Raw genomic sequence first — 26,431 nt, forward strand, 5'->3', positions numbered from 1 at the left:
GCATGGCGGTGCTGGTCACAGGGGCGACGGGGTTTCTGGGCGGCGCGCTGTTGCGCCATCTGGCGGACAGCGGACAGCCCGCCATCGGACTGGGGCGCGATGCCGCACGGATCGCAGACTTGCGCGCCCAAGGGCTCGATATGCGCACCCATGACCTGACCCGCCCGCTTGATCCTGCCGCTTACGCAGAGGTGACGGCGATTGTGCATAGCGCAGCCCTCTCCGCCCCTTTCGGGCCAAGGCGGGATTTCATCGCTGCCAATGTCATCGCGACGCGCAATGTGGACGCTTTGGCGCAGGCGCTGGGGGTGGAGCGGCTGGTGCATATCTCCAGCGCATCGGTCAGTTTCGCGCCGATGGACCAGTTGAACGTGGCCGAGGATGCGCCCCTGCCGCGCCCCTTCAACCCCTATGCCGCAACCAAGGCAGAGGCTGAACGGATCGTGCTGGCCGGTCCCACCTCTGCCATCGTGCTGCGCCCGCGCGGGATTTACGGCGCAGGCGACACAGCGCTTTTGCCGCGTCTGTTGCGGGCCGCCGCGCGTGGCCCGCTGCCGCTGCTGCGTGACGGGCGGGCGCGCATCGACCTGACCCATGTCGATGACGTCGTCAGCGCCGTGATGGCAGCTTTGCAGGCCGGACCCGCCGCGAGCGACCAGATCTTCAACATCACCGGTGGCGAGGTGATCCCCGTGACCGAGATCGCGACCCGCGCCTGTGCCGCCGCAGGCCAGCCGCTGCGCTGGCGCAAAATGCCGCTTCGCCCTGTGATGGCCGTGGCCGGTGCGGTCGAGATGGCAAGCCTGCTTTTGCCGCACCGCCCCGAACCTGCTGTGACGCGCTATGGTCTGGCGCTGTTCGCCTATGCGCAAAGCCTTGATATCAGCAAGGCGCGTGACGTGCTGGGCTGGTCGCCGCAGGTGTCATTTGCGGACGGACTTGACCGCACGTTTCGAGGGCAGCCATGACCGCGCCCGTCTTTGCCAACAGCGCGCTGGTCAAGGCCCCCGAAAGGCTGGTCCTGCGCGGCGCACCTTGGCGGCAACGTGCGCTGTGGGTGCGCTATGGGCTCTATCTCAGCCCCGTTGCGGGGCCGGTCCTGATCGACACGGGCTATACCGCCCATGCCCTGCAAGCGGCAGGGCGCAGTGCGGCCTTGCGGTTTTATGGCCGCGCGCTGGGGGCGCATCTGCTGCCCGACGGACAGCCAGAGCCGTTTCTGGCGCGCCACGGGTTGCGGGTTGACGATATCACAACCGTGATCGTCACGCATTTCCATGCCGATCATGTCTCGGGCCTGCACCTGTTCCCCAAGGCGCGGTTCATCGCAGGCCGCGCGGGATGGGACGCGCTGCGCGGCGCCGGCAGATGGGGCAACCTGCGCCATGCGGTGTTTCCCGAACTGCTGCCGCCCGATTTTGCAGAAAGGCTCGACCTGATCGAAGACAAGCCGCTGGTGCAGACAGACCTTGGCATGGCCCATGATCTGCTGGGCGACGGGGCGCTGCTGGCCCTAGCCCTGCCCGGTCATGCGGTCGGGCATCTGGGGCTTTTGTTCGCGGCCTTGAAAAAGCCGCTGCTTTACGCGGTCGATACACAATGGATGCTGGCTGCCCTGCCTGCGGCGCGGCGTCCGGGGCTGCCTGCGATGCTGGTGGCGACCGACCGCGCGGCGCATGCAGGGTCCTGCGATCTGGTGGCGGGCGTTGCGGCATCGGGCGGTGATGTGGTGCTGTGCCACGACCCCGCGCCCACCCGCTATGACGAGCCGGACCCATGCGCCTGATCCGCGAGGCCTTGGGCAGCTACCTGACCACCCGCCGCCTGTCCGCCCTGTCGCGGACGGATTTCGAGACGGCGCAAGCCCAAGCGCTACGGCACTGGCTGGACCACGACCTGCCGCAAGTCCCAGCCTTTGCCCGCGCCCCGCGCGATCTGGCCCTGCTGCCGGTGATGGACAAGGCCGCGCTGATGGCCGATTTCGCCAGCTACAACCGCGCAGGCATTACAGCCGATCAGGTCCGCGCGGCACTGGCGTCGGAGTGCAAGGTCGGACCGTTCACCGTGGGTGCGAGCACCGGCACCAGCGGCAACCGCGGCTATTTCGTGATCTCCGATCTGGAACGCTATCGCTGGCTGGGCGCGCTATTGGCCAAGGCGATGGCGGGGCTGTTGTGGCGGCCGCAGCGCGTGGCGATCATCCTGCCGCAGGACACGCGGCTGTACAGCAGCGCGCGGTCGGTGCCGTTTCTGCAACTGCGGTTCTTTGCCCTGACCCAAGGGGTGGAAGCATGGCGCGACACGCTTGCCGCCTATGACCCCACGGTGATCGTGGCCCCGCCCAAGGTCCTGCGCCACTTTGTCGAACACGGCCCGCGCCTTGCCCCGCGCCGCATTTTCAGCGCAGCCGAAACGCTCGACCCCGTGGACCGGCATGTGATTGAGGATGGTTTTGGCCTGATGCTGGGCCAGATCTACATGGCGACTGAAGGGCTGCTGGGTGTGACCTGTGCGCATGGCCATCTGCATCTGGCCGAAGATTCGGTTGCTTTCGCGTTCGAGCCTGTGGGGGATGGTCTTGTCTCGCCGCTGATCACCAGTTTTCGCAGGCAGGAACAGATCCTTGCCCGCTACCGGATGAACGACCTGTTGCGCCTGTCAAACGAGCCCTGCCCCTGCGGATCGCCCTTGCAACGGGTGGAAGAGGTCGTGGGGCGCATCGACGATTGTTTCCGTTTTGGCGCGGTGCTGGTGACACCCGATGTGCTGCGCAATGCCGTGGTGCAGGCGGATGCACGGATCACCGATTTCCGCGTGATCCAGACTGCGGATGGCGCGGTGACGCTGGTCCTGCCACATAGCCTTGCGCCTGATGCTGTCGGCGCGGCGCAGGCTGGCGTGCAGGCGGCACTGGCGCGCCTTGGGGTGCAGCCTGTCATCACCGTGACGCGCGACGGGCTGGCGCTGGACGTCAGCCGCAAATTGCGCCGCGTGGAATGCCGTTTGGGTGCTGGCGCATGACCCCCGAACGGGTGGCGAACACGCCAGAGATGGTTGCGGCCTTCGTCGCCCTGTTTCAGGCCCATCCCGTGCCGGACCTGATCGCCAATCTGGACACAACCGTGGACCTGATCACCGTTGCGGGGCGCGCCTATCCGCTGACGGTCAACGACCGCGCCCAGCGCGGCAATTGCTATATTTGCAATCCGGTCACCGCCTATATCGACTATGCCATCGACGAGACCCGCCATTTCCGGTCGCATCCCGCGCTCAAGCTTGCGGTTACCGCGCTGATCCGCGCCTGCGCGCCCGTGGTCCGCGCCAGTGGCATCGACCATCAGGTGCAGATCAACAACTGGCTGTTTTCGACCAATCCGGTCCCGACGCTGACACCAGAAGCGGTGACCGACCTGCGCGACAGCCTGACAGCAATCCATCCCGACCGCGCGCTGGTGCTGCGCTCGCTCAATCCCGTGGCGGACGGGGCCACGATAACGGCGCTGCGTGCGGCGGGGTTTCAGTTGCTGCCCGCGCGGCAGATCTATCTGTTCGACGGTGCAGCCTTTGCGCATCACAGCGCCAATATGAAACGTGACCGGCTGGTGCTGGCGCGGACCGATCTGCAGCTTGTTACTGATGACGAGTTTACAGAGGCTGATTACCAGCGTGCAGCCCGGCTTTATGACATGCTCTATATCGACAAATATACGCCGCTGAACCCGCGCTACAGCGCGCTTTACCTGCGCCGGATGCACCGCGCGCGGCTGATGCGGCTGCGTGGCCTGCGGGCGGCAGATGGCGCACTGGTCGCCGTGACAGGGCTTTTTGCCAACGGGCGCACGCTGACCCAGCCCGTGGTCGGCTATGATACCGCGCGTCCGCAGCAGGACGGGCTTTACCGGATGGTCATGGCATTGGCGCAGGATATCGCGATCCGCGAGGGGTTGTTTTTCAACATGAGCGCGGGGGCCGCCGCCTTCAAGCGGCACAGGCAGGCGGTGCCGGTGATCGAATACACGGCTGTCTATGCCGCCCATCTGCCGCGCCGTCAGCGCATTGCGGTCGGTTTCATGGAAAAGGTGCTGCGCCGGGTCGGCATCCCCCTGTTGCAAAGGTTCGGGCTATGAGCGGCGATCACTGGCAGGCCGTCGCTTTGTCGCGCGATGTAGGCAAGCGCCCTATACGGGTGATGCATGAAGGCGCGGCAGTGGTGCTGTTTCGCGCGGATGGCAAGATCAGCGCACTGGCGGACCGTTGCCCGCACCGGATGGTGGCGCTGTCGGGCGGGCGCGTGGTAAATGGCGCGCTGGAATGCCCCTATCACGGCTGGCGGTTCGGCGCGGATGGGGCTTGCATGGCGATCCCCGGCCATATCGGTGATCTGCCGCGCGCCCGTGTTGCGCGCTATGCCGCGCTCGAGGCGGAGGGGGCGGTTTTCATCGCGCGCGGCGTGCCTGATATGCCGCCCTATACCCATGTCATGGCGGGCCAGTCGCCGGTCCTGCGCCTTGTCAAAAGCAGCGCGCGGGGGCGGCTGGTGGATGTGGCCGAAAACATCCTTGATGCGACCCATACCCATTTCACCCACAAGGGCCTGTTGCGTGGCCTGTCCGCCAAACGCCAGCGCGTGCAGGTCACGGTCACGGGCGGGCTGGACTGGGTCGAGGCCAGCTATTCCGGCGAGGAGAAACAGGACGGGCTTGTCAGCCGCCTGCTGGACGGGGCGCGGGTGCGCACCGTAGGCCGCTATCGCCACCCCGGTATTGCCGAACTGGAATATTGGGGGCCGCGCGGGCTGGTGCTGGCCACGACCTTTCATCTGCGGCAGGCGGATGAGGACATGGTCGAAGGGATCGGCTGGCTTGCCGGACCAAGGCAAGGGTTGTTGGGGCAGATCAAGGCGCTGGCCTTCAAGCCGCTATTCAACATCGCACTGGCGCAGGACCGTCGCGTGCTGGCGTCAGCCCATGACAACGCGCGGCTGGCCGGATTTCCGGCGCCGGTGATCGGCCCGCTCGATTTTCTGCGCCGCGACATTGCGGCGATGGTGGCGGGCGACCCACCCGCCGCAGCGACAGCGCCACGGCAGTATCAGATCGACCTTTGATCCGGTCCGTCCCATTCGATATCACGGGTCGCGGCCTTTTGCAGGCTGACGCGGTCCCGCAGCGCGATGCGGGCGATCTCGGCCAAGGGGCGTAGTTGCTTGGCAATGCCGAAACGGTCGCCTGGCCAGTCCATCACATCACCGACCGTCGCGCGCGCGTGGCGCAACGCCTGCCAGCCGCCTTTGCGCATAACCTGCGGCAGGCCGTAAAGCCAGACGGCCAGCGGCACGCCTTGCGGCTGCGTCACATCCGGCACCGCTGTGCCTTTGCCGCTGATCGCCGCCGCAATGGGTGCGGGATCGCGGAAAAAATGCAGCCCGCTGGTCGCACGCGGGTTGCATTCGATGGGCAGGACCGTGCCATCGTCCCGCCGGATCAGATCAAAGGATATCTGGCCGGTCCAGCCTGTGCCTGCCACGAACCGCGTGACGAAATCGGTGACACCCGCGTCCTGCACCGCCGCAAAACAGACTGACGCACCCAGACCCGCGCGGATCAGCCCGCGATAGGCCGACAGCGCTGTGACCTTTCCTGCATGGGCCACGGCATAGACGCACAGTTCCTGCCCCGCGATGAAATCCTGCGCGACCCAAGGGGCGGCAGGGCTGGGGGCGATCCGGTCAAGCCGCGCAGGACGGATCATCGTCTGGGTTGCGAAACGGGACCAGACGGGTTTGAACACCAGGGCCTGCGCTTCTGGCACAAGGGCGGTCACATCTGCCTTGGATTGTAACAGCCGGGTGCGCGGCGCGGGCAGGCCGAGCGCCTCGCAGAGCATGATGAAGCGGTGCTTGTTGTGGACCTGTTCCAGCAGTTCAAACGATGGGGCGAACAAAGGGGCGGGCATCGGGTGATCGCGCCAGATTTGCCCCAGATAGAGCACCTCTTCGCAGGTCGGGATCACGTAGTCGATGCGCTGGTCGCGGAGCAGCCGCTGCAAAGCCTCTGCCGCCGCGCCCATCTCAGCCCGCAGCGATGGCAGCAGATGACAGCCCTGATGCAGCACGGATGCCGCAGACAAGGGCTGGCGCAGGCTGTCGGCCAGATGCACCTCATGGCCCGCCCCCGCCAGAAGGCGCAACAGATGCAGCGCGACGGGTGCGCGCGCGCCGGTGATCAGGACGCGCAAAGCCTTTAGCCCCCCGCGACGGTGAAGGCGGGCGTACCGTTCCAGACCAGCCGCCAACTGGCACCCGGACGCACGTTCTGGATGATGCCAGGGTCGAAGGCCACAAAACAGCGCCCGCCCGGATGTCGCACGGACGGATAGATCAACCCGCGATGCCCATCGGCGCGCAAGGTCGCGGCAAGGCGTTGGCCTGCGGGATACCCGCGCGCTGTGTCGGCATCGAGGGCGGGATGCGCCTGCCCGTGCAGATCGGGAAAATCACCGATGAAATCGGCCAGCAATTCGACATAGCGCGCTTCGTCCTCGTACCGCCCGATGAACCCCAGTTCGCGCGAGCGGTGATACCCAACCTCTTGCGCGCTGGTCAGCATGTCCCAAGCACAATACCACGCGCCGCGGTCGCCGGTATTGAACCGGTTGCCCGTCGGGCGGGTATAGGTGAAAGCCGCGTTGATATGGCTTTGGCCGTAGAGTTTCAGGTCCTGCGACCGGCGTGCAAAAGCTAGTTCGCGCCGGTCAAGCGCGGCGCTGCCCTCGCGTTCCGCGATCAGGCGGGCGCTGGTCTCGCCCTCGATGGTGGCAAGAACGGCGGCCTCGTCGTCCGTATCGACCAGCCCGCGCAGGACGGGGGGCTTATGATGCGTTTGCGAAATCAGCCGCACAAGGGCGCGGTCGTTGATGGCGGTGATCCTCACACCCCGCCCCGCAAGGCATCGAGATAGGCCCGCACCCGCAGGATTTTCGGCAAACCGCCCGCGATCATCGCATCCACAGGGCGCGCCCCGTCGAATTCCGGCCCGCGGTTGGGCAGTCTGACCCAGTCATCGGCAATAGGCGCGCTGAAATAAAGCTGGAGCGCCTTGTAAATCCCGATCAGCGCGCTGAGCCGCAGCATCTGGTCATGCGTCAGATCACCCGCAAAATCGGGCTTTTTCGCACGCTTCCATGTAGAATCGGACAGATCAGCAAGCCCCGCCGCCTCGCGCAGGGTCAGCGACCAGCCATCGGCGATCCGCCCATAGGCTTTCAGCGCGACCCCCTGCCGATCAGGGGCGGCACGGTCCAGAACAAGGTTTTCCATCACACTCTCCCGATGATCTACGCCATCAGAATAGGATCATATGGACCGAAATTCAAGTCCATATGATCTAATCGAGCAGAACTAGCCGATCCGCCCTTCCTCGACCGCGTGACAGGCGACGCCGTTGATCACCTTTGGCACATCGCGCTTGCAGCGGTCATTGGCAAAAGGACAGCGCGGGTGGAAGGCGCACCCGGACGGCGGGTCGATAGGCGACGGAATTTCGCCTTCGACCTGTTTGCGCCGCCGGCCTGTCATCTCGATATCGGGCACGGCATCCAGCAGCATCCGCGTATAGGGATGTTTGGGCGCATCGAACAGCGCGCCCGCCTCGGCGACTTCGGCCAGACGGCCCAGATACAGCACGCCGATGTCGTTCGCCATGTGCCGCACGACCTGCAGGTTATGCGAGATGAACACATAGGTCAGGCCGAAATCCTTTTGCAGGTCCTTCATCAGGTTCAGGATCTGCGCCTGCACCGACACATCAAGCGCCGATGTCGGCTCGTCGCAGACGATGAAATCGGGGTTGGCGGCAAGCGCGCGTGCAATCGCGATGCGCTGGCGCTGGCCACCCGAAAACTGGTGCGGGAATTTCACGCCATCCTCGGGGGCAAGGCCCACAAGGGTCAGCAATTCGCCCACGCGCAGGCGCTGGTCGCGGTTGCTCATCCCGCGCTCGAACACGCGCAAGGGTTCGGCCACGATATCGACGACCCGCCAGCGCGGGTTGAGGCTGGCCAGAGGGTCCTGAAAGATCATCTGGAACCGGCGGCGCAAGGCGCGCGCCTTGGCCCCTTTCAGCCCGTCCTTGAGCGAGGTGCCGTCAAACACGATATCGCCCTTGCTGGGGGCGAGAAGACCCACGATCAGCCGCGCGATGGTGGATTTGCCTGACCCGCTTTCGCCGACAAGGGCAAAGGTTTCGCCCTGCTTGACGGTGAAGCTGACGTCATCAACGGCGTTGACATAAAGCTTGCCGGTGCCTTCGATCTTGCGGTTCAGCCAGGGCTGCGACACGTCAAAGCGGCGCGACAGGCCGCGGACATCCAAAAGCGTCTTGGTCATTCTGCGCTCTGCCTTTCTGCGGCTGCGGTCGTGCCGTCCTGCGGCGGATAAAGCCAGCAGGCCACGCGGCGGCCGGGGGCTGTTTGCACGGCCTGCGGCTGGTCGATGCGGCATTTGTCCATCACATGCGGGCAGCGCGGGTTGAAGGCGCAACCGCGCGGGATGGCCGACAGGCGCGGCATCGATCCGGGGATCTGGGTCAGACGCTCAAGGTTCGCGCCCAGACGCGGGATGGCACCCATCAGGCCGGATGAATAAGGATGCTGTGCGTCCTTGATTACGTCGCGCACGGGGCCGATTTCCGCGATCCGGCCCGCATACATGACCGCCACACGGTCCGCGGTTTCGGCGATCACACCCATGTCATGCGTGACCAGCATGATCGCCGCCCCGTTTTCAGCGCAAAGCCGTTTCATCACGTCAATGATCTGCGCCTGCACCGACACATCAAGGGCGGTCGTCGGTTCATCCGCGATCACCAGATCAGGCCCTGCGCAAAGTGCAAGCGCGATCACGACGCGCTGGCGCATACCGCCCGAAAACTGGTGTGGATAATCATCGATCCGGCGGGAGGCATCAGGGATGCCCACGTCGTCCAGCAATTGGACCGCCTTCTTGCGTGCCTCGGTTTCCGACAGCGGCAGGTGGGTGCGGATCGTCTCGATCAACTGTTCGGAAATCCGGTAGAGCGGGTTCAGCGATGTCAGCGGGTCCTGAAAGATCATCCCGATCTTGCGGCCACGGATCTTGCGCATCTCGGCATCGGGCAGGTTGTCGATGCGGCGGCCTTGCAGGATCACCTCGCCGTTTGCGATGCGGCCCGGTCTGTCGATCAGGCGCATGATGGCGGCCCCTGTCATCGACTTGCCGGCACCCGATTCACCCACCACGCCCAGCACCTCGCCGGGCATGATGTCGAACGAGATATCCTGTACGGCGGTCAGGATGCCGCGGCGCGTGGGGAATTCCACCGTCAGGTTGCGGACGGACAATAGCGGTTCGGTCATAACGTGTCCTATCGCAGCTTGGGGTTCAGCGCGTCGCGCAGCCAGTCACCCAACAGGTTGACCGACAGCGCCAGCGCGATCAGCGTCATGGCAGGGAAGAACAGGATCCACCATTCGCCCGAGAACAGGAATTGCTGCCCGATACGGATCAGCGTGCCCAAGGATGGCTGTGTCGGCGGTACACCCACGCCAAGGAAGGACAAGGTTGCCTCTTCGATAATCGCCAGAGCAAGGCTGATCGTGCCGATCACCAGCACCGGCCCCAGCACGTTGGGCAGCACATGGCGCAAAAGGATCAGGATGGGATGCACGCCCATGATCCGCGCGGCGGAAACGTAGTCTTTCTGCCGTTCCACCATCGTCGCCCCGCGCACAGTGCGCGCGAATTGCGCCCAGTTCGACAGGCCGATGGCAAGGATCAGCACCCAGACCGCCATGCTTTCCTGCTGGCTGGCGGGGATCAGGCCCCGCGCGATCCCGAAGATCAGCAGCGCGATCAGGATCGCGGGAAAGGACAGCTGGATATCGGTGACACGCATGATGACCGCATCGATCACGCCGCCATTATACCCCGCAATCAGCCCCAAAGACACGCCCAGCGTCATCGCGAACAGCGTGGCCAGCACGCCCACGAACAGCGATACACGGCTGCCGTACATGATCGTGGACAGCACGTCGCGGCCTTGGTTGTCGGCGCCCATCAGAAAGTAGTTGTCTGTGAAAGCCCCCGTGCTAGCAGGCGGGGTGAACCCGTCCATCAGGTTCAGGCTTGCGGGGTTGAACGGATTGTAGGGCGCGATCCAAGGGGCCAGAACGGCCATAAGGACCAGCGACAGCGCCACCAGCGTGGCCACGACTGTCACAGGCGAGGTGCGCCACGAATAAAAGATGTCACTGTCGAGCGCACGCGCCAGTCGGCCCTGCGCCTGAACGGGCACGATCAGGTCCTCGGCGGGGACGTCTTTGACAAGGTTGGGGTTTTCCATGGTTTACTTCCCTGCCCCGCCATCGACGCGCAGACGCGGATCGACAACGTAATACAGAATATCGACGACAAGATTGATCAGCACGAACACAAGCGCGATGAACATGAGATACGCGGCCATCACGGGCACGTCCACGACCTGCACCGAGACGATGAACAGCGACCCGACACCCGGCCATTGGAACACGGTTTCCGTCACAATCGCAAAGGCGATGACCGACCCCAGTTGCAGGCCGGTGATGGTGATCACGGGCACCATCGTGTTCTTGAGCGCATGGCCGAAATTGATCGCGCGCTGGGTCAGGCCGCGCGCCTTGGCAAAGCGGATATACTCGGTGCGCAGCACTTCCAGCATCTCGGCCCTGACCAGCCGCATGATCAGCGTGAGCTGGAACAGCGACAGCGTGATCGCGGGCAGGATCAGCGATTTCAGCCCGCTTTCAGTCAGAAAGCCGGTGCGCCACCAGCCCAGATCCACGACCTCGCCGCGCCCGAAGGACGGCAGCCAGCCAAGTTCGACCGCAAAGATATAGATCAGCCCGATCCCGATCAGGAAGGTCGGCAGGCTGACGCCGACCAGCGACAGCGCCATGATCCCGGCCGAGGACCAGGCTTTGGGCCGCAGCGCGGTATAGACGCCGAAGATCACACCGAACACCAGCGCGATGGTGGCCGACACCAGCGCCAGTTCGATCGTGGCGGGCAGACGGCTCAGGATCAGCTCGGTTACGGGTTGTTGCAGGCGGTAGGAAATGCCGAATTCGCCTTGGGCGGCATTGGCGATGAACCGGAAGAACTGCACGATCACGCTGTCGTTCAGGCCCAGCCTTTCGCGCATGATTTCCTGATCTTCCAGCCGCGTGTCCACGCCGACCATGCTGGCGATCGGGTCACCCACATAGCGGAAAACGATAAACGCGATCAGCGCCACAAACAGCATGACGACAACGGATTGCGCAAGCCGTCGAATGATGAAGGCCAGCATCGGGCGACCCCTTCTTGAATGAAAGAACCGCCCTGCACCGGTTGCCCGAGCCAAGGCGGTTCATGGTAACGTGACGGATCAGTCTGCGAACGTGACGCTGGTCAACAGCGGCTGGTTCTCAGGGTGAACCGGCAGGGTGATGCGGTCGTTCATCGCGTAAGCCAAGACCTGATTATGGATCGGCAGCAGCACACGGTCCGCTTTGACCACTTCCCAGATTTCCGCGACCACAGCAGCCCGCGCTTCCAGATCTGTCTCGGTCCCCAGCGACTTGATCATCGCGTCCAGTTCGGGGTTGGAATAAAGACCGCCGTTATAGGCGCCATAGCTGCCTTCTTTCGAATGCACCAAGTCGTTGAAGACATAGGCGGAATCAAAGGTCGGCACGCCCCAGCCCAGCATGTAGAAATCGGTCTCGTTGCTGGTCACCAGCGGCGAATGCTGTGCCACAGGGCGCGAGGCCAGTGTCACGTTGATCCCGATCCGGCCAAGCATGCCGACAACGGCTTGGCTGATCGCCTCGTCGTTGACATAGCGGTTGTTGGGTGTGTCGAGCGTGACGCTGAACCCGTCGGGATAACCTGCCTCGGTCAGCAATTCGCGCGCGCGGTCCAGATCGACGGCGGGATAGGCGTTCAGCTCTTCGGTCCAGCCATCCACGAAAGGTGGGTTGGCTACGCCTGTCGGGATCGACTGGCCGCGCATCACGACCGCTTGGATCGCGTCACGGTCGATCGCCAGTTCCATCGCCTCGCGCACGAGCGGGCTGTTGAACGGGTTGCTGTCGGTGATGTTGGACGACGCCAGCGGCTCATCCCCGAACTTGTAGCCGAAATAGATCACGCGGTTCTCGGCACCGGTTTCGATCTTGATGCCATCGGTGCCAGCCAGACGGTCGATGTCCTGCACGGGCACGTCCTGCACGATGTCCACTTCACCCGACAACAGCGCCGCAACGCGCGTCGCGGCATCGGTGATCGGCAGATAGATGATCTCGGTTACTTCAGGCTTGGTTTCAGCCCAATGGTTTTCGTTGATCGTCAGCACAGAGCGCACATCGACTTCACGCGATTGCAGGATGTAAGGGCCGGTGCCATTGGTGTTACGCACGGCGAAATTGTCTTCACCGGCGGCGTAATCCTGCACTTCGACCACGTTGTTCGCCTCGGACCAGTCTTTGTCCATGATGAAGGTGTTGGTCAGGTTGTTGGGATAAAGCGGCGACGGGCCGGTCATGCGGACCTCGACAGTGTAATCGTCAACGGCGGTGACTTCGGCCACGTCCACATGCAACTGGCGCATGTTGGATTTTTCCGACCGCGCGCGGTCGAGCGAGAACACGACATCTTCCGCCGTAAAGGCCGCACCGTCATGGAAGGTCACACCTTCACGCAGAGTGAATACCCAAGTGTCCGGCGCACCCTCCTTGATCGCCCAAGAGGTCGCAAGACGTGGCGTCAACGTGCCTTCGACATCGCGGTCCATCAGCGTTTCATAGACGTGATGGGCAAAGTTATGCGTGACACCCTGGTTTTGCGAATGCGGGTCCAGCGTCAACGCGTCAGAGGCGCGCGCCCAGCGGATCGTTTCCGCCGATGCCTGCGACACGATCAGTGTCGAGGACAGTAACATAGCGGAAAGACTGAGGATTTTTCTGGTCATGTCGAGAATTCCTATTGGATGATTTTCATGCCCGCATCAGACGGCGGTGCTTGGTATCGCGCAACAAAGATGATTCAGCCGCCATTTGCAATGCAAAAGGACAAAGTTACTGACCAATTTTAGGCCGTGCCGCGGTACCGTTGAGCGGGCATCGGGCGCGCAATCCAAGCAGCACAGGGCGATAGACCGCCCTCTGCGCGGTCAGGGGCGACCGACGAATTCGAAGCTGAAAGCGGTTTGCGCCCCTGCGGGCGGCGGCGGGAACGGGGCTGCGCGGCGGATATGGTCCAGCGCCAGCGCGTCGAGCACCGCCGACCCCGAGGAACGCGCGACGCCGACTTCTGCCAGCGCGCCCGAACCCGCGATGGCAAAGCTGACAAGGACCGTGCCGCGTGCGGTCGCGCGTTGCGGGCGCAGGCGCGTGATCTGGCGCAGCACCTGACCGGGATAGGCCGCCGCTGCCGCCTGCCCGCCTGTCGTGTCCGCCGCTGCTGCCGCACCCGCCGCTGCCGCCTGCCCTTGCGCCTGACCTTGCGTACTGCCGCGCGTGGCGTCCGTTTCGGCATTGCCTGCGGGACGTGGGGTAGCTGCCTGTTGCACTGGCGCAGGCCGTGGTGCGGGGCGGGCGACCGGGCGCAGAGATGAAAGAGGCGCCGTGTCAGGCACGGCGCGGGTGACCTCGGGCGCAGCTGGCGGCGCTGTCTCGCGCACTGCAACCGTGGTTGCGGTTGTCGGGACAGGGGCGCTGGCGGGCTGGTCGGGTGCAACCGGCACGGCGAGATCGGCCACGGATGAGGCGGGCAAGACAAGGCTGCGTTCCGCCACCGTCGCTGGCACGGCTGATTGTGCGACCGGGGTAACAGGCACGGCGCCTGCGACGAAATCCTCGAACGCCGCGCCGAGGGCGGCGATTTCAGGCGCACCACCGCCCGCGATCTCGGTCGTCGGGGCCTGCGGCACGACGATCAGCAGGCCCGCTGCATGCAAGGCCCCGGACAACGCAAGTGCCGCCAAACCGCCGCCCATGACGCGCAGCCGGATCATTGTGCCAGCCCCCGTTCGGTGATCAGCCGCACATCCCGACCCGTTTGCGCGCGCAAGGCAGCCGCGACAGCGATCAGGTCGCGTGCGGGCAGGTTGCGGTCGGGCAGGATGCGCAAAGGCCCCTCATCCGCGGCCCGTGCGGCGGCGAATTCTTCCGGCGTGGTTGTCTGGCCGCGCCACAGCACCGCACCATCCGCGCGCAGCACCAGCGCATCGTCGGGCACGCGGGCGCTGGCCAGGTCGGCATCAACCAGCCGCACGTCTGGGTCCACGGGCTGGGCCACCTGCCCTGCGATCAGGAAGAAGACTAGCATCAGGAACACGATATTGATCAGCGCGATGGTGGGTTCGGGCTTGGCGCGGGGCGTTGGGGCAAGGCGCATCAGGTCAGCCTCCGATCAGGCGCAGGCTGACGCCCGGCACTGTCTGGGCCGCGACCAGCACATCGACCAGCCGTTGCGCTGTCACGTCCTCAGACGGGGCAACCAGCACCAGCGCGCCGTCCAGCGTGCCAAGGGCGGCTGGCAATCCGGCCAAAGTGACCTCGGCCACATTCAGCGTGATGGCATCCGCGCTGATGCGCAAAAATGCAGGCGGCGTGCCGTCGGCGGTGGCCCCGCCGGTCGCGGCCATGAAGGGCAGGTCACCGAACCGCGTAAAGGTCGATGACAACATGAAGAACAAGAGCAGCAGAAAGATCACATCGATCAGCGAGGTGAGCGACAGCCGCCGTCTTTGCCGCACGGGTCTAGGCATGGGCCAGACCGCGCGGCACGACGGCATCCCCTTGCGCTGCCACCAGACCGGGGCGCAGCGCACCTTCGATCAACGCCTCGGCCATGCGCCGTTCATGCGCCATGCGGCCTTCGAACCACGACAGGATCGCGCTGACCGGCATTGCCACGGCCAGCCCTGCTGCCGTTGTCATCAAGGCGACCCAGATCCCGCCTGCCAGCACGGACGGATCGACAGTCTGCCCTGCCTCTTGCATCGCGCGAAAGGCCGCGATCATGCCCAGCACGGTGCCGAAGAGCCCCAGCAGCGGGGCCGTCTGCGCCACGGCATCAAGCAGACGAAACCCAGCCTCTAGCCGCGCCAGCCGTCCTTCGGCGTAGGAATAAAGCCTTTCGCGGGCGTCGCGCGCCTGGAAGGCCAGCGCAAGCACAGGCCCAAGATGCGACGGTGCCGCCTCGGCCAACGCCAGCGCGCGGGCGTGTTGGCCCGCATCGGACGCGGCCAGTGCAGCCAGCAAGGGCGCGTGCCGCCCGACGCCTGCGGTATAGAACTGCACCAGTTTCCACAGCACGACCGCGCCTGACAGCACGGACAGCCCGATGATCAGCGCGACGACCCAGCCGCCAAGGTCGATGAAACCCAGCAACGCATCGCGCGCCTGATGAAGATGGATCATTGCATCACCTCCACACCCTCGACCGACCCCGAAACGCGCAGCGCCTGCGCGCAGGTCGCGGCATCATTCGCCCCTGTGCAGGACGCGACACCGTTGACCAGCACCTGCGCGATATCCCCGCAGGCGATCCCCGCCACATCGAATTGCCGCACGCGGCGCGACCCGAGCGGCAGGTCGCCCAGATCGAACAGCGTCAGCGCCGCGACCCGCCCCGCCTGATCGAACAGCACCGTTTCCAGTGCGAGCGCGGTCAAAGGCACCAGCGCATTATCCGCGACAAAGGTCAGGCGGCAGGCGTTGTCCACCGGATCAAGCCGGTTGAGATCGAGCACGATCCCGCCCGTATCCTGTGCCGCCGCAGAACCTGCGACGGCAAGGGCAAGGCCAAGAGTAAAGAAACGCATCCTTACCATGTGAAGGTCCGCGCAAGACTGACCTTGAAGGTGCGCCCGCGCCCTTCGTCCAGCGACAGGTTGTTGCGGTATTCCGTGTCAAACAGGTTTTCGACGGCAAGCTGCACATCGAACCCGTCCAGCGCGCCATTCTCGGGCCGCCAAGTCACAAAGACATCCTGCGTCGTGTAGCCGTCAAACGTGGTCTCGGTAATCGCGCCGGTCGTGCTGCTGCGGGTCGCGGTGGTGATGTCATCGACAAATGTGCCGCGCCAGCCGAACTCCAGCCCCTGATCGGGCAGCCGCCCGCCCAAGGTCAGCGCCAGCGTATCGGCAGGCGTTGTGGGCAAGGTATAGTCGAACGTCCGGTCGGTGCCGCGCACGGTGGACAGGGCAAGCCTGCCGAACACGCTTTGCATATCATAACCGGCCTCGATCTCGGCACCTTCGAATTCGGCCTCGGACAGGTTGGTGAAGAATACCGTGTCGCTGGGGGCGGTGACGCTGACCAGCCCGTCGATCCGGTTGCGGAAGGCGGTCAGTTTCAATTGCAGACTGTCATCCGCCGCAAACAGCCCGTCACGGCTGTAGGTCAGACCCAGTTCGACATTGGTGGCTTCTTCCTTGTCGAGATCAAGTGCAGGGGCCTTGGTGGTCGAGAAGGAATAGAGCTCGTCCAGCGTCGGCAGCCGTTCGGTCCGCGCGACCGACCCGAAAACGGACAGATCATCAGTCACGTCGTAAAGGGCGGCCAGCGTCAGCGCGCTTGCTTCGTCACTCACGTTCTCGCCGCCCGGCACGCCTGCGCCTGCCTCGCGTTCGGCAAAGTCGATGCGCGCGCCGGGGATGATGGTCAGGCGGTCACCGATCACGAATTCGGACTGCGCATAGACGCCGATCTTGCGGTCGGTGCCTTCGGGGTGGAACCCGAGGATACCGGCACTGTCAGCGACACGGTCCTGCGCTGTTGCCTGTACCCCGAAGGTCAGGAAGTTCTGCCAGCCCGCGCCGCTGAAATCGGCGGTGTTTTCGGCCTTCAGCATCGTCGTGCGATAGGCGTAGGTCACGTCGCAGAATACGTTGATGTTGGACGGCGTGCCAAAGCAAGGCTGCGGGTTGCCTGCGCTATTGCGCGCATCCGATTGTTCCACGGTCGTATCCGAATAGGCCAGTTGCACGCGCGGATTAAACCAGCCGCCGCCGAGATGTTCCCATTCCACGCTCAGCGTGTCGTCGCGCACGGACCTGTCCACATTGCCAAAGGCCCCTGCAATCGGATCGCCGCCGCCGGTTTGCGCCAGCGTCGTATCATCCGCGTCCGACGAGAACCGCTGCGCCGACAGCCGCAGGGTCTGCGCGTCGTTCAGCCGGAACGTGCCCTTGAGCAAGGCGGATGGGGCTTCGAATTCACTTCCGACAACCGGATTGCCCGCCCCATCCTCGAAATCCTCGGAACTGCGATAGCCGAGCGCGGCAAGGAATTCGGCCCCCTCGGTCGGCCGTGCGGCATAGATCAGCGACCCGAGCTGGCCGTTGCCGTTGCTTTCAAACCCGTATTTCAGACGCAACGCGCCGGTGCCGTCTGCGGGGATGAAATCGCCCGCATCCTTGGTTTCAAAGTTCACCACACCGCCGATAGCGCCAGAACCGTACAATGTGGCCGACCCCGGCCCGCGCAACACCTCGACGCGGCGGTAAAGCTCGGGGTCCGAAAAGAACGACCCCAACCGGTATTGTTCATAGAATTTCGGCACGCCATCGACGTTCACGATGATCCGTGCCTCTGATGCGGATTGTTCGGTTGCGCCAATCCCGCGGATGTTAAAGGCAAAGCCTAGCGGCCGGTCCGACCCTGCGGTCTGCGCGCCGGGTACGTTGCGCAGGATCTGGCCCACATTCGCCGCCTGTTCGCGGTCAATGTCCTGCTGGTCCAGCACGCTGACCGCCTGAGGCGTGTCGATCGCGACTTTCTGCTGGCCAGCACCAAAGATCAGCCGCCCCAGAAAGGTGCCACTGTCCAGTTGTGTCTGTTGGGCGGCGGCTGTGCCCGCCGCAAGGATCGCTGTTGTCGTCAAAAGGCAGGTCAGGCCCAGCCTGCGGGGGCGCATGCGCAATGTCATTCCGATTCTCCATCCGGATAAAGTGTTTTCGGCTGGCTGTTCGGCTGGCATGTCTCAAGGTGTCTTGACCCCCGACGAGCGGTGTTCTAGTGATCCCGATAGAAACAGTCAAGTACTGCGCCAGATCTTCCAGCCATGCCCTTTGCGGCAACGCCAGATCCGGGACCTCGCGCTTCCACGCCTGCCCCATGCAGGCCCAACGGAGGTCAAACCCATGATTCTATCCCCCGTCCGCGCCGCGGCGATTGCCACCGCCCGTGCCGACAAACCGAAAATGCGCGAACGCGATCTGGCCGATGTGCTGGGCATCCGCGAGGCAGAGATTCTGGCCGCCGATCTGGGGCACGGCGTGCGCCGCATCATCGCGGACCCTGACCAGCTTTTGCCGCGTGTGGCGGCGTTGGGTGATGTGTTGGCGCTGACGCGCAATGATTTCTGCGTGCATGAAAGGCGCGGCCAATACACGGATTTTCATGCAGGCGCACATGCGGCGATGGTGCTTGGCCCCGATATCGACCTGCGCATCTTTCCGCGCCACTGGGTTCACGGTTTTGCGGTGGAACGCACGGGGGCAGACGGCACACGGCGCAGCCTGCAGGTGTTCGATGCTGCGGGCGATGCGGTCCACAAGATCTATCTGGGGCCGGACTCGGACCTTGCCGCCTTTGAGGCGCTGGTCACCGATCTGGCCGTGGCCGATGACGCGCCTTTCGACCTTGCGCCGCGCGCCTTGCCCGAAGCTGTCCGCGTGAACGACGCCAAGCTGGGCGAATTGCGCAGTGCGTGGGAAAAGATGACCGATACCCACCAGTTTCTCGCGCTGACCAGTCGTTTGAAATTCGACCGTCTTGGCGCGAACCGGTCCATCGGTGCGCCTTGGGCTGTGCCGCTGCCGGTCAACGCTGTCGAACAGGCTTTGCGGCAGGCGGGTGCGCAGGGCCTGCCGATCATGGTTTTTGTCGGCAATCGCGGCTGCATCCAGATCCATTCCGGTCCCGTGACACGACTGGAACCGATGGGCCCGTGGTTCAACGTGCTGGACCCGCGTTTCAACCTGCATCTGCGCGCCGACAAGGTGGCCGAGGTCTGGCTGGTGCGCAAACCCACCAAACGCGGCGATGCCATCTCGGTCGAGGCGTTCGACAAGGACGGTCGCCTTATCCTGCAGATTTTCGGCAAACGCAGCGAGGCCGCGACCGATACCGGCGCTTGGGATGCTTTGGCCGAAGCCTTGGCGGGCGAGGTGGTGGCATGATCCGCCAGATCGCAGCCAGCCTTGCGGCGGTGGTGGCACTGGCCCCCGCAGCCTTTGCCGATACCCCGTCGCGCGTTGTCGCTGCGGGCGGGTCGGTCGCAGAAATCATCCATGCGCTTGGCGCGGGCGACCGTCTGATCGCGCGCGATACCACGTCATCTTTCCCGCCCGAGGTCGAAGCCTTGCCCGATATCGGCTATGTGCGCGCGCTGTCGGCGGAAAACCTGATCGCAATGGACCCCGACATGATCCTAGCCGAACATGACGCTGGCCCGCCCGAAGTGCTGGATATGCTGCAGCGGTCGGGCATTCCACTGGTGATGGTGCCCCAAGCGCTCGACCCTGATGGTGTGGCCGCCAAGATCGCAACAGTAGCCGCAGCACTTGACCTGCCCGAGGCAGGCGCCGCCCTGCAAGCCGAGGTCGCAGCACAGCTGGAGGCGGCACGGATCGCGGGCGATGCTTTGCCGACCGCCCCGCGCGTGATGTTCATCCTGTCGATGCAGGGGGGCCGCTTGCTGGTTGGCGGGGAAGGCACTTCTGCCGAGGCGATGATAACGCTGGCCGGTGGCAGCAATGCCGTCACGGGGCTGGAGGGCTACAAGCCGCTGACAGACGAGGCCGCCATTGCCGCGAACCCTGACCTGATCCTGATGATGGACCGAGGCGGGGATCACGCCGTGACATTGGCGGATATCACCGCCCATCCTGCCTTGGGGCTGACCGATGCCGCCCTCAATCGGCGTGTCGTCACGATGGACGGGCTCTATCTGCTGGGCTTTGGCCCGCGCACAGGCGCTGCGGCGCTGGAGCTGAACAGCCACCTGCGCCTGCTGGTAGATGAGGTGAAAGGCTGATGGTCGCCCTTGCCGATACCCCCGTGATGGCGGGCGACCGGTCCCAGCGCGCGCGGCGCGTGGCCTTCGGGCTAGCGGGGCTGTTGGGGCTGACCGGCCTTCTGAGCCTGTCGCATGGCGCGTCGGGCGTGCGCCTCGACCTTGTGCTGCAAAGCTGGCTCGCGGGCGAGGATGTTCCCGCGCGCGACTGGCTGATCCTGTGGGAAATCAGGCTGCCACGGATGCTGACCGGCGTGCTGGTCGGCGCGTCGCTGGCCGTGGGCGGTGCGGTGATGCAGGGCCTGTTCCGCAATCCGCTGGCCGATCCCGGTCTGGTCGGGGTTGGCGCAGGAGCGGGTCTGGGCGCGGTGCTGGCCATCGTGCTGGGCGGTCAGGCGCCTGCATGGGTCGCTGCTTGGCTGGGCTGGAACATGGTGCCGGTTGCGGCCTTCATCGGTGGCTGGCTGTCCACCATGGTGCTTTACCGCGTATCGACCCGCGCGGGGCGCACCTCGACCGCCACGATGCTGCTGGCGGGGATCGCGCTTGGCGCGCTGGCGGGGGCGGCGACGGGGATCCTCGTCTATATCGCCGACGACCGGCAATTGCGCGACCTGACCTTCTGGGGACTGGGGTCGCTGGGCGGCGCATCATGGCCCAAGATCGCGGCGGCGGGGCCCGTTATGCTGCTGGCGCTGCTGGCGGCACCCTTTCTGGCGCGCGGGCTGAACGGGCTGTCGCTGGGCGAGGCTGCGGCCCATCACATCGGGCTGCCGGTGCAAAGGGTCAAGCATGTGGCCATCCTGACCGTCGCCGCCGCGACAGGGGCCGCCGTGGCGGTATCGGGTGGCATCGGGTTTATCGGGATCGTGGTGCCGCATCTGCTGCGGCTGGCGACAGGGCCGGACCACCGCTATCTGCTGGTCAATGCAGCGCTTCTGGGGGCGACCCTGTTGTTGCTGGCGGACCTGATCGCGCGCAGCATCATCGCACCGGCCGAATTGCCCATCGGGATCGTGACGGCCGTGATCGGTGCGCCGGTATTCCTGTGGATCCTGCTGCGCCGCCGTGGATTGGTGGATTTGTGATGCTGACCATCCGCTCTTTACGCGCCTCACTGGGCCGCAGCCCCGTGCTGCACGGGATCACCGCCACCGCCGCCCCTGGCCGGATCGTCGCCGTGATCGGACCGAACGGGTCGGGCAAAACGACGCTCTTGCGCGCTATTTCAGGCGATGTGGCCTATGACGGGCAGATCGCGCTCGACGGGGATGATCTGGCCGACCTCAAACCATGGGAGCTTGCCGCGCGGCGCGGCGTGCTGCCACAAGCGGCAACGCTGGCCTTTCCTTTCACTGTGGCCGAGGTTGTGCGCCTTGGGCTGACCAGCGGCACGCAGGCGGACCGGTCCGACCTGATCGGGCGCGCGCTGGCCGAGGTTGATCTGACCGGTTTTTCAGGGCGGTATTATCAGGAATTGTCAGGCGGCCAGCAGGCGCGCGTGCAACTGGCCCGGGTGCGCGCGCAGGTCTGGGAGCCGGTCGTCGCAGGCCGCCCCCGCTGGCTGTTTCTGGATGAACCTGTCGCCGCACTGGATATCGCGCACCAGATCGGCGTGATGCGCGTGCTGCGCCGCTTTGCCGATGCGGGGGGTGGTGTGGTGATCGTGCTGCACGACCTGAACCTTGCCGCGATGGTGGCCGATGATGTCTGGTTGGTCCATGATGGCCTGTTGCTGGACGCAGGATCGCCCGCGCGGGTGATCGGCGGGCCAGCCCTGGCCGAGGCTTACGGCTGCCCCATCGTCGCAAACCGGCTGCCCGGACCGCAGGCGACCTTTGTGCTGCCGCATGGGCTATGGGCGGCGGCGGGCTGATCTTCAGCAACCTCTGACCGGACTTGCGGTTGCAAACGGTCATGGCACCACAAGACCACACCAGCCCCAAACACGGCACGTTGGACCGCCTGCGCGCCGTCACCAGCCACTTGCCACGCCCGCGCCGCGAATTGCTGCGCATCGGGTTGCAGACGGCGGCGGCGACGCTGGCGACCTATCTGCTGATCGCGGGTATCGACGCGCTCGATCTATCATGGGCGATCATCTCGGCGCTGCTTACCATCGGGATGAGCGCGGATCTGTCCTATACCAATGCGGTGAACCGCACGGCAGGGGCCTGCCTTGGCGCGGTGATCGGCCTGCTCCTCGGGCTGTTGATCGGGGGGGCCGCGATCTATGCGCTGCTGGTGGCGGTGATCCTTGCCAATATGATCGCGACGATCTGGCCAAGCCTGCAATATGGTGCCGTCACCGCCGCGATCGTGGCGCTTGAGCCGGACCCTGAACTTGCGGCGGCCGTGTCGCGGACGGGGGCAATCGTCGCAGGCACGGTGATCGGCGCGGTGGCGAGCTTTCTGGTCTGGCCCGTGCGAGGCCGCGACCGGGTGGAAATCGCGCTGCTGGACACGTTAGGCGATTGCAAAGACCTTCTGACGTTGATCGACCAAGGCGTCAGCACGGATGAGCACGAGGACCGCGACGCCGTGCATCGTCGGTTTCTGCAACATCTGGAAATCGCGCGGTCGCGGGTGGACGAAGCACGCGGGTCGTCTGCGCTAAGGACCGGCACCGGCTTGCGCTCCGCCGTGCGCGGCGTCGAAAGCCTGTGGCACGCGCTTGTGATCCTCGACCGTGCCGTTACCGCCGAACGTGGCGACATAAGCGATAGTGCCCTGAAGTCGCTGGCGCCGGCGGTCGATGCGGTGCAGGACAGCGCGAAACGCCAGATCGACAGCATCATCGCCGCAATGAAAGGGCTGCACGGCGCTGCCCGCGTGCCGGACGATCTGCGCGATGCGGTGGCGCAGGCACGCGATCATGCCGCCGGTCTTGCAAGCAGGAACGCGACGGACTGGCCGCATCAGGCCCGCGCGCTGCATGCGGTGATTTTCGGATTGAACGAAACCGAACGCCAGATGGATCAACTAAGACGCCGTTTGGCACCACCCGACGTCAGGTGAAGGCCAAGGCCGCCACAACGCCAGCCCCGGCGGAGACTGCGCTCAGCACCGTGCCCCATGCCATATCGACAGCCACCATGCGGGCGTGCCAGTCACGCATGACCGTCCAGCTGACCAGCTCATAAGTGCCATAGGCCACCAGCCCAAGCACCGCGCCGTTCAGAAAGGCCAGCGCCGGCGCGCCTGCGACAAGGGCGGGCCAGCCGGCGAACCAGATTATCCCCGCCACATAGAGCAGATAGAACAGTGTCGCAGGCAGTGGGCGTGGCTTGGCAAGCATGGTGCGCCCCAATTGGCGCTCGAAAAGCGGTTTGATGACCTTGGGCAGCATGATCGCATCCGCGATCAGAAAAACGCCGCCAGTCACCAGCACCAGCACGATCATATCCATAAGACTTTCCTTTGGTTGGTCTGTCCGGTTCCAATCCCCGAGCACCCAAGTTGGTTCCGCCAGCCATCACAGGAACCAAATCCGCGACGACGCGTTTGCACACCAAGTCGCCGCGCCCGTTGGCGCAGGTGTCGCACCAGAACGGGAGAGAGCCATGTCGCAAATCAGTCAGGAAGAAAAACGCTATCGCGGGATCGGGGTGGCGGTGGCCGTTGTCGCGCTGTTGGGCTGGCTTTTCGGGGCTTACTTCTGGTCGGTTGCGAACGAGGCCGAGGAGCGGTTGGCGCAGCATGTGGCCCTGCAAGGCACGGCGGAGGAAGTGACGCAGCAGATCGCCATCCTGCGCGACGAGGCCGACGAGGCTCTGGTGATCCGTGATGCGAACGTGGGCGAACGCGACACTGTCGCGGCCGAGCTGGACCAGATGCGCACCGATTTCACGACGCTGGATGAAGATACAGGCGCCCTGCGCACCGAGCGGGAAACCCTGCAGACCGAGCTTGAGCAAGGCCGTACAGAGCTGGCCGAGATCGAAACCGCGCTGTCGGACACCGCAGACCGTACGACGGAGGCCACGCAAGAGCTGTCAGCCATCGGCGAACGGCTTGAAGCTGCCCGCCAGCAGGAAGCCGATCTGCAAGCGACCTTGTCCGCCTTGAATGCAGAGGCTTCCGAGCTGACCGAACAGGCGGCAGGTGCCGAAGCACGTGTGCAAGCGGCCCGCGATGCCGAGGCTTCGCTTGAACAGCGGCTGCAAAGCGCGCGTGACGATCAGGACCAGATCGAAACCGCACGCGACGCATTGCAACAATCTGTCGATACATTGTCGCAGCAGCGCGATGCTCTGGCCGAGGACACGCTGGCTGCCGAGACGCAGGTGCAGGCGCTGCAAAGTATGACGAGCGAGTTGACCGACCTTCTCGCACAGCGCAGCGCAGACCTGCAGGCCATCGAGGCACGGATCGGCGAGATGCAGGCCGCGTCAGGCACCACGATCCGCAGCACCGCCTCCGGCCTCGCCTTGGACACGCCCTACGAACATGAGAATACGCGTGCCGTTTTCTCGGATGACGGTACGTTCGAGATGACGAGGATCAACACCGACCGCAGCGTGACCGGACGGTACAGCATGAACGACGGCAGCATTACCTTCGATGAGGTGGATGGCGACACAGGCTCTGCAGATTTTCCGATGACCTGCGCGATCGCAATCGCCGATGACGGGTTCGATCTGCAGGACGACGACGGATCATGCCCCGTGCTGGATGGCGTGGCGTTCAGCCGCGCTGGCGACTGACCCCTAACGCCCTGTCAGGTAATCGGCCGAAACATAGCCTGTCACGCTTGGGGCATCAGCCAGCGCCACGCGGCACCAGCGCTGCCCCAGTTCGGTCACGCAATTCTGCCGGATCAGTTCGGTCCCATCGGGCAGGCCCATGATGATGTTGAACGCCAGCCCCGGCCCCGCGCGCAGTTTCAGCAAGTCATCGGGGCCTGCACCGGTGACGACCGCATTGCCGTTTGCGCATCCGGCGACCAGAAACAGGGCTGTCACGGAAAGGGCGATTGTCCGGCGCATGATATATCCTCGACTTGACGTGATTGCCGCCCTGTATCGCACCCGCATCTTCGCGGGTGAAGTCCAAAAAGCCGGACCTGCGCGATTACCAGCGCAACAACCTTGGACCAGCCAGCGCACCGATGGCAGCGACGCTCAGGATGGCGGCCCCATAGGCAAGGATGACGTAAAGCACCATGTCGGTATCGCAATAGGCCGAATAGACCGCAGCCGAGACACCGCCCGCCATCAGCCCCGCAATCGCCCCTGTCAGGCGCGGGCGCAACACGGCACCCGTTGACAGCGACCACAAGATTGCAACCAGCAATGGCAGGCCAAGCAGGGGGATCGACACAAGGCAGATCAGCAGACTGGGCTTGGTCAGGGCCATAACCACCCCCGCGACACCGCCGCGCGCAAGATAGACGACCAGCACGACAGCCAAAGCACCGATGAAAAGGCCGATCACCCCCAGACGCCGGTCTGTGCGCATACCGGGATGGGCCAGCGCCATGACACCCGCCCCTGCCAGAACCGCCAGCAGCGCGGGCAGCACGGTTTTCAGAACCGACGCGGATGCCAGCGCTGCGCTAAGGTCGGGACGCGTCCCCCAGAAAGCGATGAACGCCGCCACGCAGATCGCAAGCGCCACAGGAAAGGACCGCGCAAGCCTGTGCGCGACCGTCGGTTGCGGCAGGGTGTCGGCGGCAAGGGCCGCAATCAGGTCGTCGGTCTTCATTCGATCATCCTTTCGCGCATTTGCGCCAGCGTCCGCAGCGCGCGGTGCAAGGCCACGCGCACGGCCCCTTCGGTCATGCCCAGACGCGCCGCCGTCTCGGCCGTGGTCTCGCCGCGCAGGCCGAAGCCTCGCACGATTTCCGCCGCACGCGGGTCAAGCCCGCCCAAAAGCCGCTCGATATCGCGGCCTTCCAGCGGGTCGGGACCCTGCGGCGCGGCAAGCCCGTCCGCGAAATCGTCGATCGCAACCTCGACACGGCGGCCACGGGCGCGGAACGCATCAACCACCTTGTGCCGCGCGATCGCATAGAGCCACGGGCGCAGCGGGGCGGTCTCGACCCATGTATGCCGCTTGGTGTGGATTGCCAGCAGCACGTCCTGCAACACATCCTCGCAGGCATCCTGCCCCAGCCCGCCGCCGCGCGCCTGCACGACGCGGCGCAGCACAGGCGAAATCGCCTGCAGCAGCTGCCGGTAAGCGACGGTATCTCCGCGGATGGCTGCGCGCATCAGGTCTTCCCAAGGGTCTTTGGTTTGCAAGGTCTGATCCCTATTCGCCGCGCGTCCGGCGAATGTTACAGCCACCGACAGCATTTTGCCCAGAAACAATTGGCGCAGCCTTTCAGCCGTTCACGTGCGCGTG

Annotated in this window: 29 protein-coding genes; 11 read left to right on the forward strand and 18 right to left on the reverse strand. The window is 64.9% G+C overall.

The window, feature by feature from the left end:
- Positions 1-2: 2 nt before the first annotated feature.
- The 5 genes from VCK47_RS04015 to VCK47_RS04035 are packed head-to-tail and all read left to right on the forward strand — an operon-like array spanning position 3 to position 5,107.
- Positions 3-968, forward strand: coding sequence for an NAD(P)-dependent oxidoreductase (locus VCK47_RS04015; protein WP_322889429.1), 966 nt, complete (start codon positions 3-5; stop codon positions 966-968).
- Positions 965-1,786: an MBL fold metallo-hydrolase gene (locus VCK47_RS04020; RefSeq protein ID WP_322889430.1), complete on the forward strand. Its 822-nt coding sequence runs from the start codon at positions 965-967 to the stop codon at positions 1,784-1,786. The genes VCK47_RS04015 and VCK47_RS04020 overlap by 4 nt, the downstream gene beginning before the upstream one ends.
- Positions 1,777-3,021, forward strand: coding sequence for a CoF synthetase (locus VCK47_RS04025; RefSeq protein WP_322889431.1), 1,245 nt, complete (start codon positions 1,777-1,779; stop codon positions 3,019-3,021). The genes VCK47_RS04020 and VCK47_RS04025 overlap by 10 nt, the downstream gene beginning before the upstream one ends.
- Complete coding sequence (locus tag VCK47_RS04030; protein WP_322889432.1) at positions 3,018-4,127, forward strand: GNAT family N-acetyltransferase; 1,110 nt, start codon at positions 3,018-3,020, stop codon at positions 4,125-4,127. Before VCK47_RS04025 ends, VCK47_RS04030 begins: the two co-directional genes overlap by 4 nt.
- Entirely contained in the window at positions 4,124-5,107 is a 984-nt protein-coding gene (locus VCK47_RS04035) for a Rieske 2Fe-2S domain-containing protein (RefSeq protein ID WP_322889433.1), read from the forward strand. The genes VCK47_RS04030 and VCK47_RS04035 overlap by 4 nt, the downstream gene beginning before the upstream one ends.
- Here VCK47_RS04035 and VCK47_RS04040 read toward each other — a convergent pair.
- The 14 genes from VCK47_RS04040 to VCK47_RS04105 form a co-directional block, all read right to left on the reverse strand.
- Positions 5,092-6,237, reverse strand: coding sequence for an ATP-grasp domain-containing protein (locus VCK47_RS04040; RefSeq protein WP_322889434.1), 1,146 nt, complete (start codon positions 6,235-6,237; stop codon positions 5,092-5,094). The two genes, VCK47_RS04035 and VCK47_RS04040, sit on opposite strands and share 16 nt — an antisense overlap.
- Before the next feature lie 5 nt (positions 6,238-6,242).
- Positions 6,243-6,932 (reverse strand): RES family NAD+ phosphorylase, encoded by a 690-nt coding sequence (locus tag VCK47_RS04045; protein ID WP_322889435.1) that lies wholly within the window; start codon positions 6,930-6,932, stop codon positions 6,243-6,245.
- Positions 6,929-7,318, reverse strand: coding sequence for an antitoxin Xre-like helix-turn-helix domain-containing protein (locus VCK47_RS04050; RefSeq protein WP_322889436.1), 390 nt, complete (start codon positions 7,316-7,318; stop codon positions 6,929-6,931). The genes VCK47_RS04045 and VCK47_RS04050 overlap by 4 nt, the downstream gene beginning before the upstream one ends.
- A gap of 81 nt (positions 7,319-7,399) precedes the next feature.
- Positions 7,400-8,386: an oligopeptide/dipeptide ABC transporter ATP-binding protein gene (locus tag VCK47_RS04055; RefSeq protein WP_322889437.1), complete on the reverse strand. Its 987-nt coding sequence runs from the start codon at positions 8,384-8,386 to the stop codon at positions 7,400-7,402.
- Positions 8,383-9,393 carry an ABC transporter ATP-binding protein gene (locus VCK47_RS04060; RefSeq protein ID WP_322889438.1) on the reverse strand — a complete coding sequence of 337 codons (1,011 nt, stop codon included), beginning with the start codon at positions 9,391-9,393 and terminating at the stop codon, positions 8,383-8,385. Before VCK47_RS04060 ends, VCK47_RS04055 begins: the two co-directional genes overlap by 4 nt.
- An 8-nt stretch (positions 9,394-9,401) precedes the next feature.
- Positions 9,402-10,379, reverse strand: a complete 978-nt coding sequence (locus VCK47_RS04065) for an ABC transporter permease (RefSeq protein ID WP_322889439.1) — start codon at positions 10,377-10,379, stop codon at positions 9,402-9,404.
- 3 nt (positions 10,380-10,382) lie between these two features.
- Positions 10,383-11,363: an ABC transporter permease gene (locus VCK47_RS04070; protein WP_322889440.1), complete on the reverse strand. Its 981-nt coding sequence runs from the start codon at positions 11,361-11,363 to the stop codon at positions 10,383-10,385.
- Positions 11,364-11,441: 78 nt separating this feature from the next.
- Positions 11,442-13,025: an ABC transporter substrate-binding protein gene (locus VCK47_RS04075; protein ID WP_416236644.1), complete on the reverse strand. Its 1,584-nt coding sequence runs from the start codon at positions 13,023-13,025 to the stop codon at positions 11,442-11,444.
- Positions 13,026-13,226: 201 nt separating this feature from the next.
- Positions 13,227-14,069 carry a TonB family protein gene (locus tag VCK47_RS04080; RefSeq protein WP_322889441.1) on the reverse strand — a complete coding sequence of 281 codons (843 nt, stop codon included), beginning with the start codon at positions 14,067-14,069 and terminating at the stop codon, positions 13,227-13,229.
- Positions 14,066-14,452, reverse strand: coding sequence for an ExbD/TolR family protein (locus tag VCK47_RS04085; RefSeq protein ID WP_322889442.1), 387 nt, complete (start codon positions 14,450-14,452; stop codon positions 14,066-14,068). Before VCK47_RS04085 ends, VCK47_RS04080 begins: the two co-directional genes overlap by 4 nt.
- Positions 14,453-14,456: 4 nt before the next feature.
- Positions 14,457-14,825, reverse strand: a complete 369-nt coding sequence (locus VCK47_RS04090) for an ExbD/TolR family protein (protein ID WP_322889443.1) — start codon at positions 14,823-14,825, stop codon at positions 14,457-14,459.
- A complete protein-coding gene (locus VCK47_RS04095) occupies positions 14,818-15,480 on the reverse strand; it encodes a MotA/TolQ/ExbB proton channel family protein (RefSeq protein WP_322889444.1) in 663 nt (220 codons plus the stop codon). Before VCK47_RS04095 ends, VCK47_RS04090 begins: the two co-directional genes overlap by 8 nt.
- Positions 15,477-15,884: a hypothetical protein gene (locus tag VCK47_RS04100; protein ID WP_322889445.1), complete on the reverse strand. Its 408-nt coding sequence runs from the start codon at positions 15,882-15,884 to the stop codon at positions 15,477-15,479. The genes VCK47_RS04095 and VCK47_RS04100 overlap by 4 nt, the downstream gene beginning before the upstream one ends.
- A 2-nt stretch (positions 15,885-15,886) precedes the next feature.
- Positions 15,887-17,992, reverse strand: coding sequence for a TonB-dependent receptor domain-containing protein (locus tag VCK47_RS04105; RefSeq protein WP_322889446.1), 2,106 nt, complete (start codon positions 17,990-17,992; stop codon positions 15,887-15,889).
- 214 nt (positions 17,993-18,206) lie between these two features.
- Between VCK47_RS04105 and VCK47_RS04110 the strand changes: the two genes are divergently transcribed.
- From VCK47_RS04110 to VCK47_RS04130, 5 genes are read left to right on the forward strand one after another with little or no spacing between them, the layout of a single operon-like run.
- The gene (locus VCK47_RS04110; protein WP_322889447.1) at positions 18,207-19,247 is read left to right on the forward strand and encodes a hemin-degrading factor; all 1,041 of its coding nucleotides are present in this window, start codon (positions 18,207-18,209) and stop codon (positions 19,245-19,247) included.
- Positions 19,244-20,104 (forward strand): heme/hemin ABC transporter substrate-binding protein, encoded by an 861-nt coding sequence (locus VCK47_RS04115; RefSeq protein ID WP_322889448.1) that lies wholly within the window; start codon positions 19,244-19,246, stop codon positions 20,102-20,104. The genes VCK47_RS04110 and VCK47_RS04115 overlap by 4 nt, the downstream gene beginning before the upstream one ends.
- Positions 20,104-21,171 carry an iron ABC transporter permease gene (locus VCK47_RS04120; RefSeq protein ID WP_322889449.1) on the forward strand — a complete coding sequence of 356 codons (1,068 nt, stop codon included), beginning with the start codon at positions 20,104-20,106 and terminating at the stop codon, positions 21,169-21,171. Before VCK47_RS04115 ends, VCK47_RS04120 begins: the two co-directional genes overlap by 1 nt.
- Positions 21,171-21,959, forward strand: coding sequence for a heme ABC transporter ATP-binding protein (locus VCK47_RS04125; RefSeq protein ID WP_322889450.1), 789 nt, complete (start codon positions 21,171-21,173; stop codon positions 21,957-21,959). Before VCK47_RS04120 ends, VCK47_RS04125 begins: the two co-directional genes overlap by 1 nt.
- Before the next feature lie 41 nt (positions 21,960-22,000).
- The gene (locus VCK47_RS04130) at positions 22,001-23,101 is read left to right on the forward strand and encodes an FUSC family protein (RefSeq protein ID WP_322892267.1); all 1,101 of its coding nucleotides are present in this window, start codon (positions 22,001-22,003) and stop codon (positions 23,099-23,101) included.
- Here VCK47_RS04130 and VCK47_RS04135 read toward each other — a convergent pair.
- Positions 23,094-23,492 carry a DUF2177 family protein gene (locus VCK47_RS04135; protein ID WP_322889452.1) on the reverse strand — a complete coding sequence of 133 codons (399 nt, stop codon included), beginning with the start codon at positions 23,490-23,492 and terminating at the stop codon, positions 23,094-23,096. The genes VCK47_RS04130 and VCK47_RS04135 overlap by 8 nt on opposite strands.
- Before the next feature lie 154 nt (positions 23,493-23,646).
- On the opposite strand from VCK47_RS04135, the gene VCK47_RS04140 reads away from it, so the two are divergent.
- Positions 23,647-24,789, forward strand: coding sequence for a hypothetical protein (locus tag VCK47_RS04140; protein WP_322889453.1), 1,143 nt, complete (start codon positions 23,647-23,649; stop codon positions 24,787-24,789).
- Positions 24,790-24,792: 3 nt separating this feature from the next.
- Here VCK47_RS04140 and VCK47_RS04145 read toward each other — a convergent pair whose 3' ends face one another.
- From VCK47_RS04145 to VCK47_RS04155, 3 genes are all read right to left on the reverse strand, one after another.
- A complete protein-coding gene (locus tag VCK47_RS04145; RefSeq protein ID WP_322889454.1) occupies positions 24,793-25,071 on the reverse strand; it encodes an SH3 domain-containing protein in 279 nt (92 codons plus the stop codon).
- 85 nt (positions 25,072-25,156) lie between these two features.
- Complete coding sequence (locus VCK47_RS04150) at positions 25,157-25,789, reverse strand: DUF1109 domain-containing protein (protein ID WP_322889455.1); 633 nt, start codon at positions 25,787-25,789, stop codon at positions 25,157-25,159.
- Entirely contained in the window at positions 25,786-26,328 is a 543-nt protein-coding gene (locus tag VCK47_RS04155) for a sigma-70 family RNA polymerase sigma factor (RefSeq protein ID WP_322889456.1), read from the reverse strand. The genes VCK47_RS04150 and VCK47_RS04155 overlap by 4 nt, the downstream gene beginning before the upstream one ends.
- Positions 26,329-26,431 lie beyond the last annotated feature (103 nt).

Origin of the sequence: Yoonia sp. 72, from assembly GCF_034652275.1 — a bacterium.
In the GTDB taxonomy this organism is placed as follows: Bacteria; Pseudomonadota; Alphaproteobacteria; order Rhodobacterales; family Rhodobacteraceae; genus Yoonia.

Bases quoted from the DNA above. Each gene is read 5' to 3' on its own strand.
- VCK47_RS04015 (WP_322889429.1), top strand. From the start codon at position 3: ATGGCGGTGCTGGTCACAGGGGCGACGGGGTTTCTGGGCGGCGCGCTG.
- VCK47_RS04020 (WP_322889430.1), top strand. From the start codon at position 965: ATGACCGCGCCCGTCTTTGCCAACAGCGCGCTGGTCAAGGCCCCCGAA.
- VCK47_RS04025 (WP_322889431.1), top strand. From the start codon at position 1,777: ATGCGCCTGATCCGCGAGGCCTTGGGCAGCTACCTGACCACCCGCCGC.
- VCK47_RS04030 (WP_322889432.1), top strand. From the start codon at position 3,018: ATGACCCCCGAACGGGTGGCGAACACGCCAGAGATGGTTGCGGCCTTC.
- VCK47_RS04035 (WP_322889433.1), top strand. From the start codon at position 4,124: ATGAGCGGCGATCACTGGCAGGCCGTCGCTTTGTCGCGCGATGTAGGC.
- VCK47_RS04050 (WP_322889436.1), bottom strand. From the start codon at position 7,318: ATGGAAAACCTTGTTCTGGACCGTGCCGCCCCTGATCGGCAGGGGGTC.
- VCK47_RS04055 (WP_322889437.1), bottom strand. From the start codon at position 8,386: ATGACCAAGACGCTTTTGGATGTCCGCGGCCTGTCGCGCCGCTTTGAC.
- VCK47_RS04060 (WP_322889438.1), bottom strand. From the start codon at position 9,393: ATGACCGAACCGCTATTGTCCGTCCGCAACCTGACGGTGGAATTCCCC.
- VCK47_RS04065 (WP_322889439.1), bottom strand. From the start codon at position 10,379: ATGGAAAACCCCAACCTTGTCAAAGACGTCCCCGCCGAGGACCTGATC.
- VCK47_RS04070 (WP_322889440.1), bottom strand. From the start codon at position 11,363: ATGCTGGCCTTCATCATTCGACGGCTTGCGCAATCCGTTGTCGTCATG.
- VCK47_RS04075 (WP_416236644.1), bottom strand. From the start codon at position 13,025: ATGACCAGAAAAATCCTCAGTCTTTCCGCTATGTTACTGTCCTCGACA.
- VCK47_RS04080 (WP_322889441.1), bottom strand. From the start codon at position 14,069: ATGATCCGGCTGCGCGTCATGGGCGGCGGTTTGGCGGCACTTGCGTTG.
- VCK47_RS04085 (WP_322889442.1), bottom strand. From the start codon at position 14,452: ATGCGCCTTGCCCCAACGCCCCGCGCCAAGCCCGAACCCACCATCGCG.
- VCK47_RS04090 (WP_322889443.1), bottom strand. From the start codon at position 14,825: ATGCCTAGACCCGTGCGGCAAAGACGGCGGCTGTCGCTCACCTCGCTG.
- VCK47_RS04095 (WP_322889444.1), bottom strand. From the start codon at position 15,480: ATGATCCATCTTCATCAGGCGCGCGATGCGTTGCTGGGTTTCATCGAC.
- VCK47_RS04100 (WP_322889445.1), bottom strand. From the start codon at position 15,884: ATGCGTTTCTTTACTCTTGGCCTTGCCCTTGCCGTCGCAGGTTCTGCG.
- VCK47_RS04105 (WP_322889446.1), bottom strand. From the start codon at position 17,992: ATGACATTGCGCATGCGCCCCCGCAGGCTGGGCCTGACCTGCCTTTTG.
- VCK47_RS04110 (WP_322889447.1), top strand. From the start codon at position 18,207: ATGATTCTATCCCCCGTCCGCGCCGCGGCGATTGCCACCGCCCGTGCC.
- VCK47_RS04115 (WP_322889448.1), top strand. From the start codon at position 19,244: ATGATCCGCCAGATCGCAGCCAGCCTTGCGGCGGTGGTGGCACTGGCC.
- VCK47_RS04120 (WP_322889449.1), top strand. From the start codon at position 20,104: ATGGTCGCCCTTGCCGATACCCCCGTGATGGCGGGCGACCGGTCCCAG.
- VCK47_RS04125 (WP_322889450.1), top strand. From the start codon at position 21,171: ATGCTGACCATCCGCTCTTTACGCGCCTCACTGGGCCGCAGCCCCGTG.
- VCK47_RS04130 (WP_322892267.1), top strand. From the start codon at position 22,001: ATGGCACCACAAGACCACACCAGCCCCAAACACGGCACGTTGGACCGC.
- VCK47_RS04135 (WP_322889452.1), bottom strand. From the start codon at position 23,492: ATGGATATGATCGTGCTGGTGCTGGTGACTGGCGGCGTTTTTCTGATC.
- VCK47_RS04140 (WP_322889453.1), top strand. From the start codon at position 23,647: ATGTCGCAAATCAGTCAGGAAGAAAAACGCTATCGCGGGATCGGGGTG.
- VCK47_RS04145 (WP_322889454.1), bottom strand. From the start codon at position 25,071: ATGCGCCGGACAATCGCCCTTTCCGTGACAGCCCTGTTTCTGGTCGCC.
- VCK47_RS04150 (WP_322889455.1), bottom strand. From the start codon at position 25,789: ATGAAGACCGACGACCTGATTGCGGCCCTTGCCGCCGACACCCTGCCG.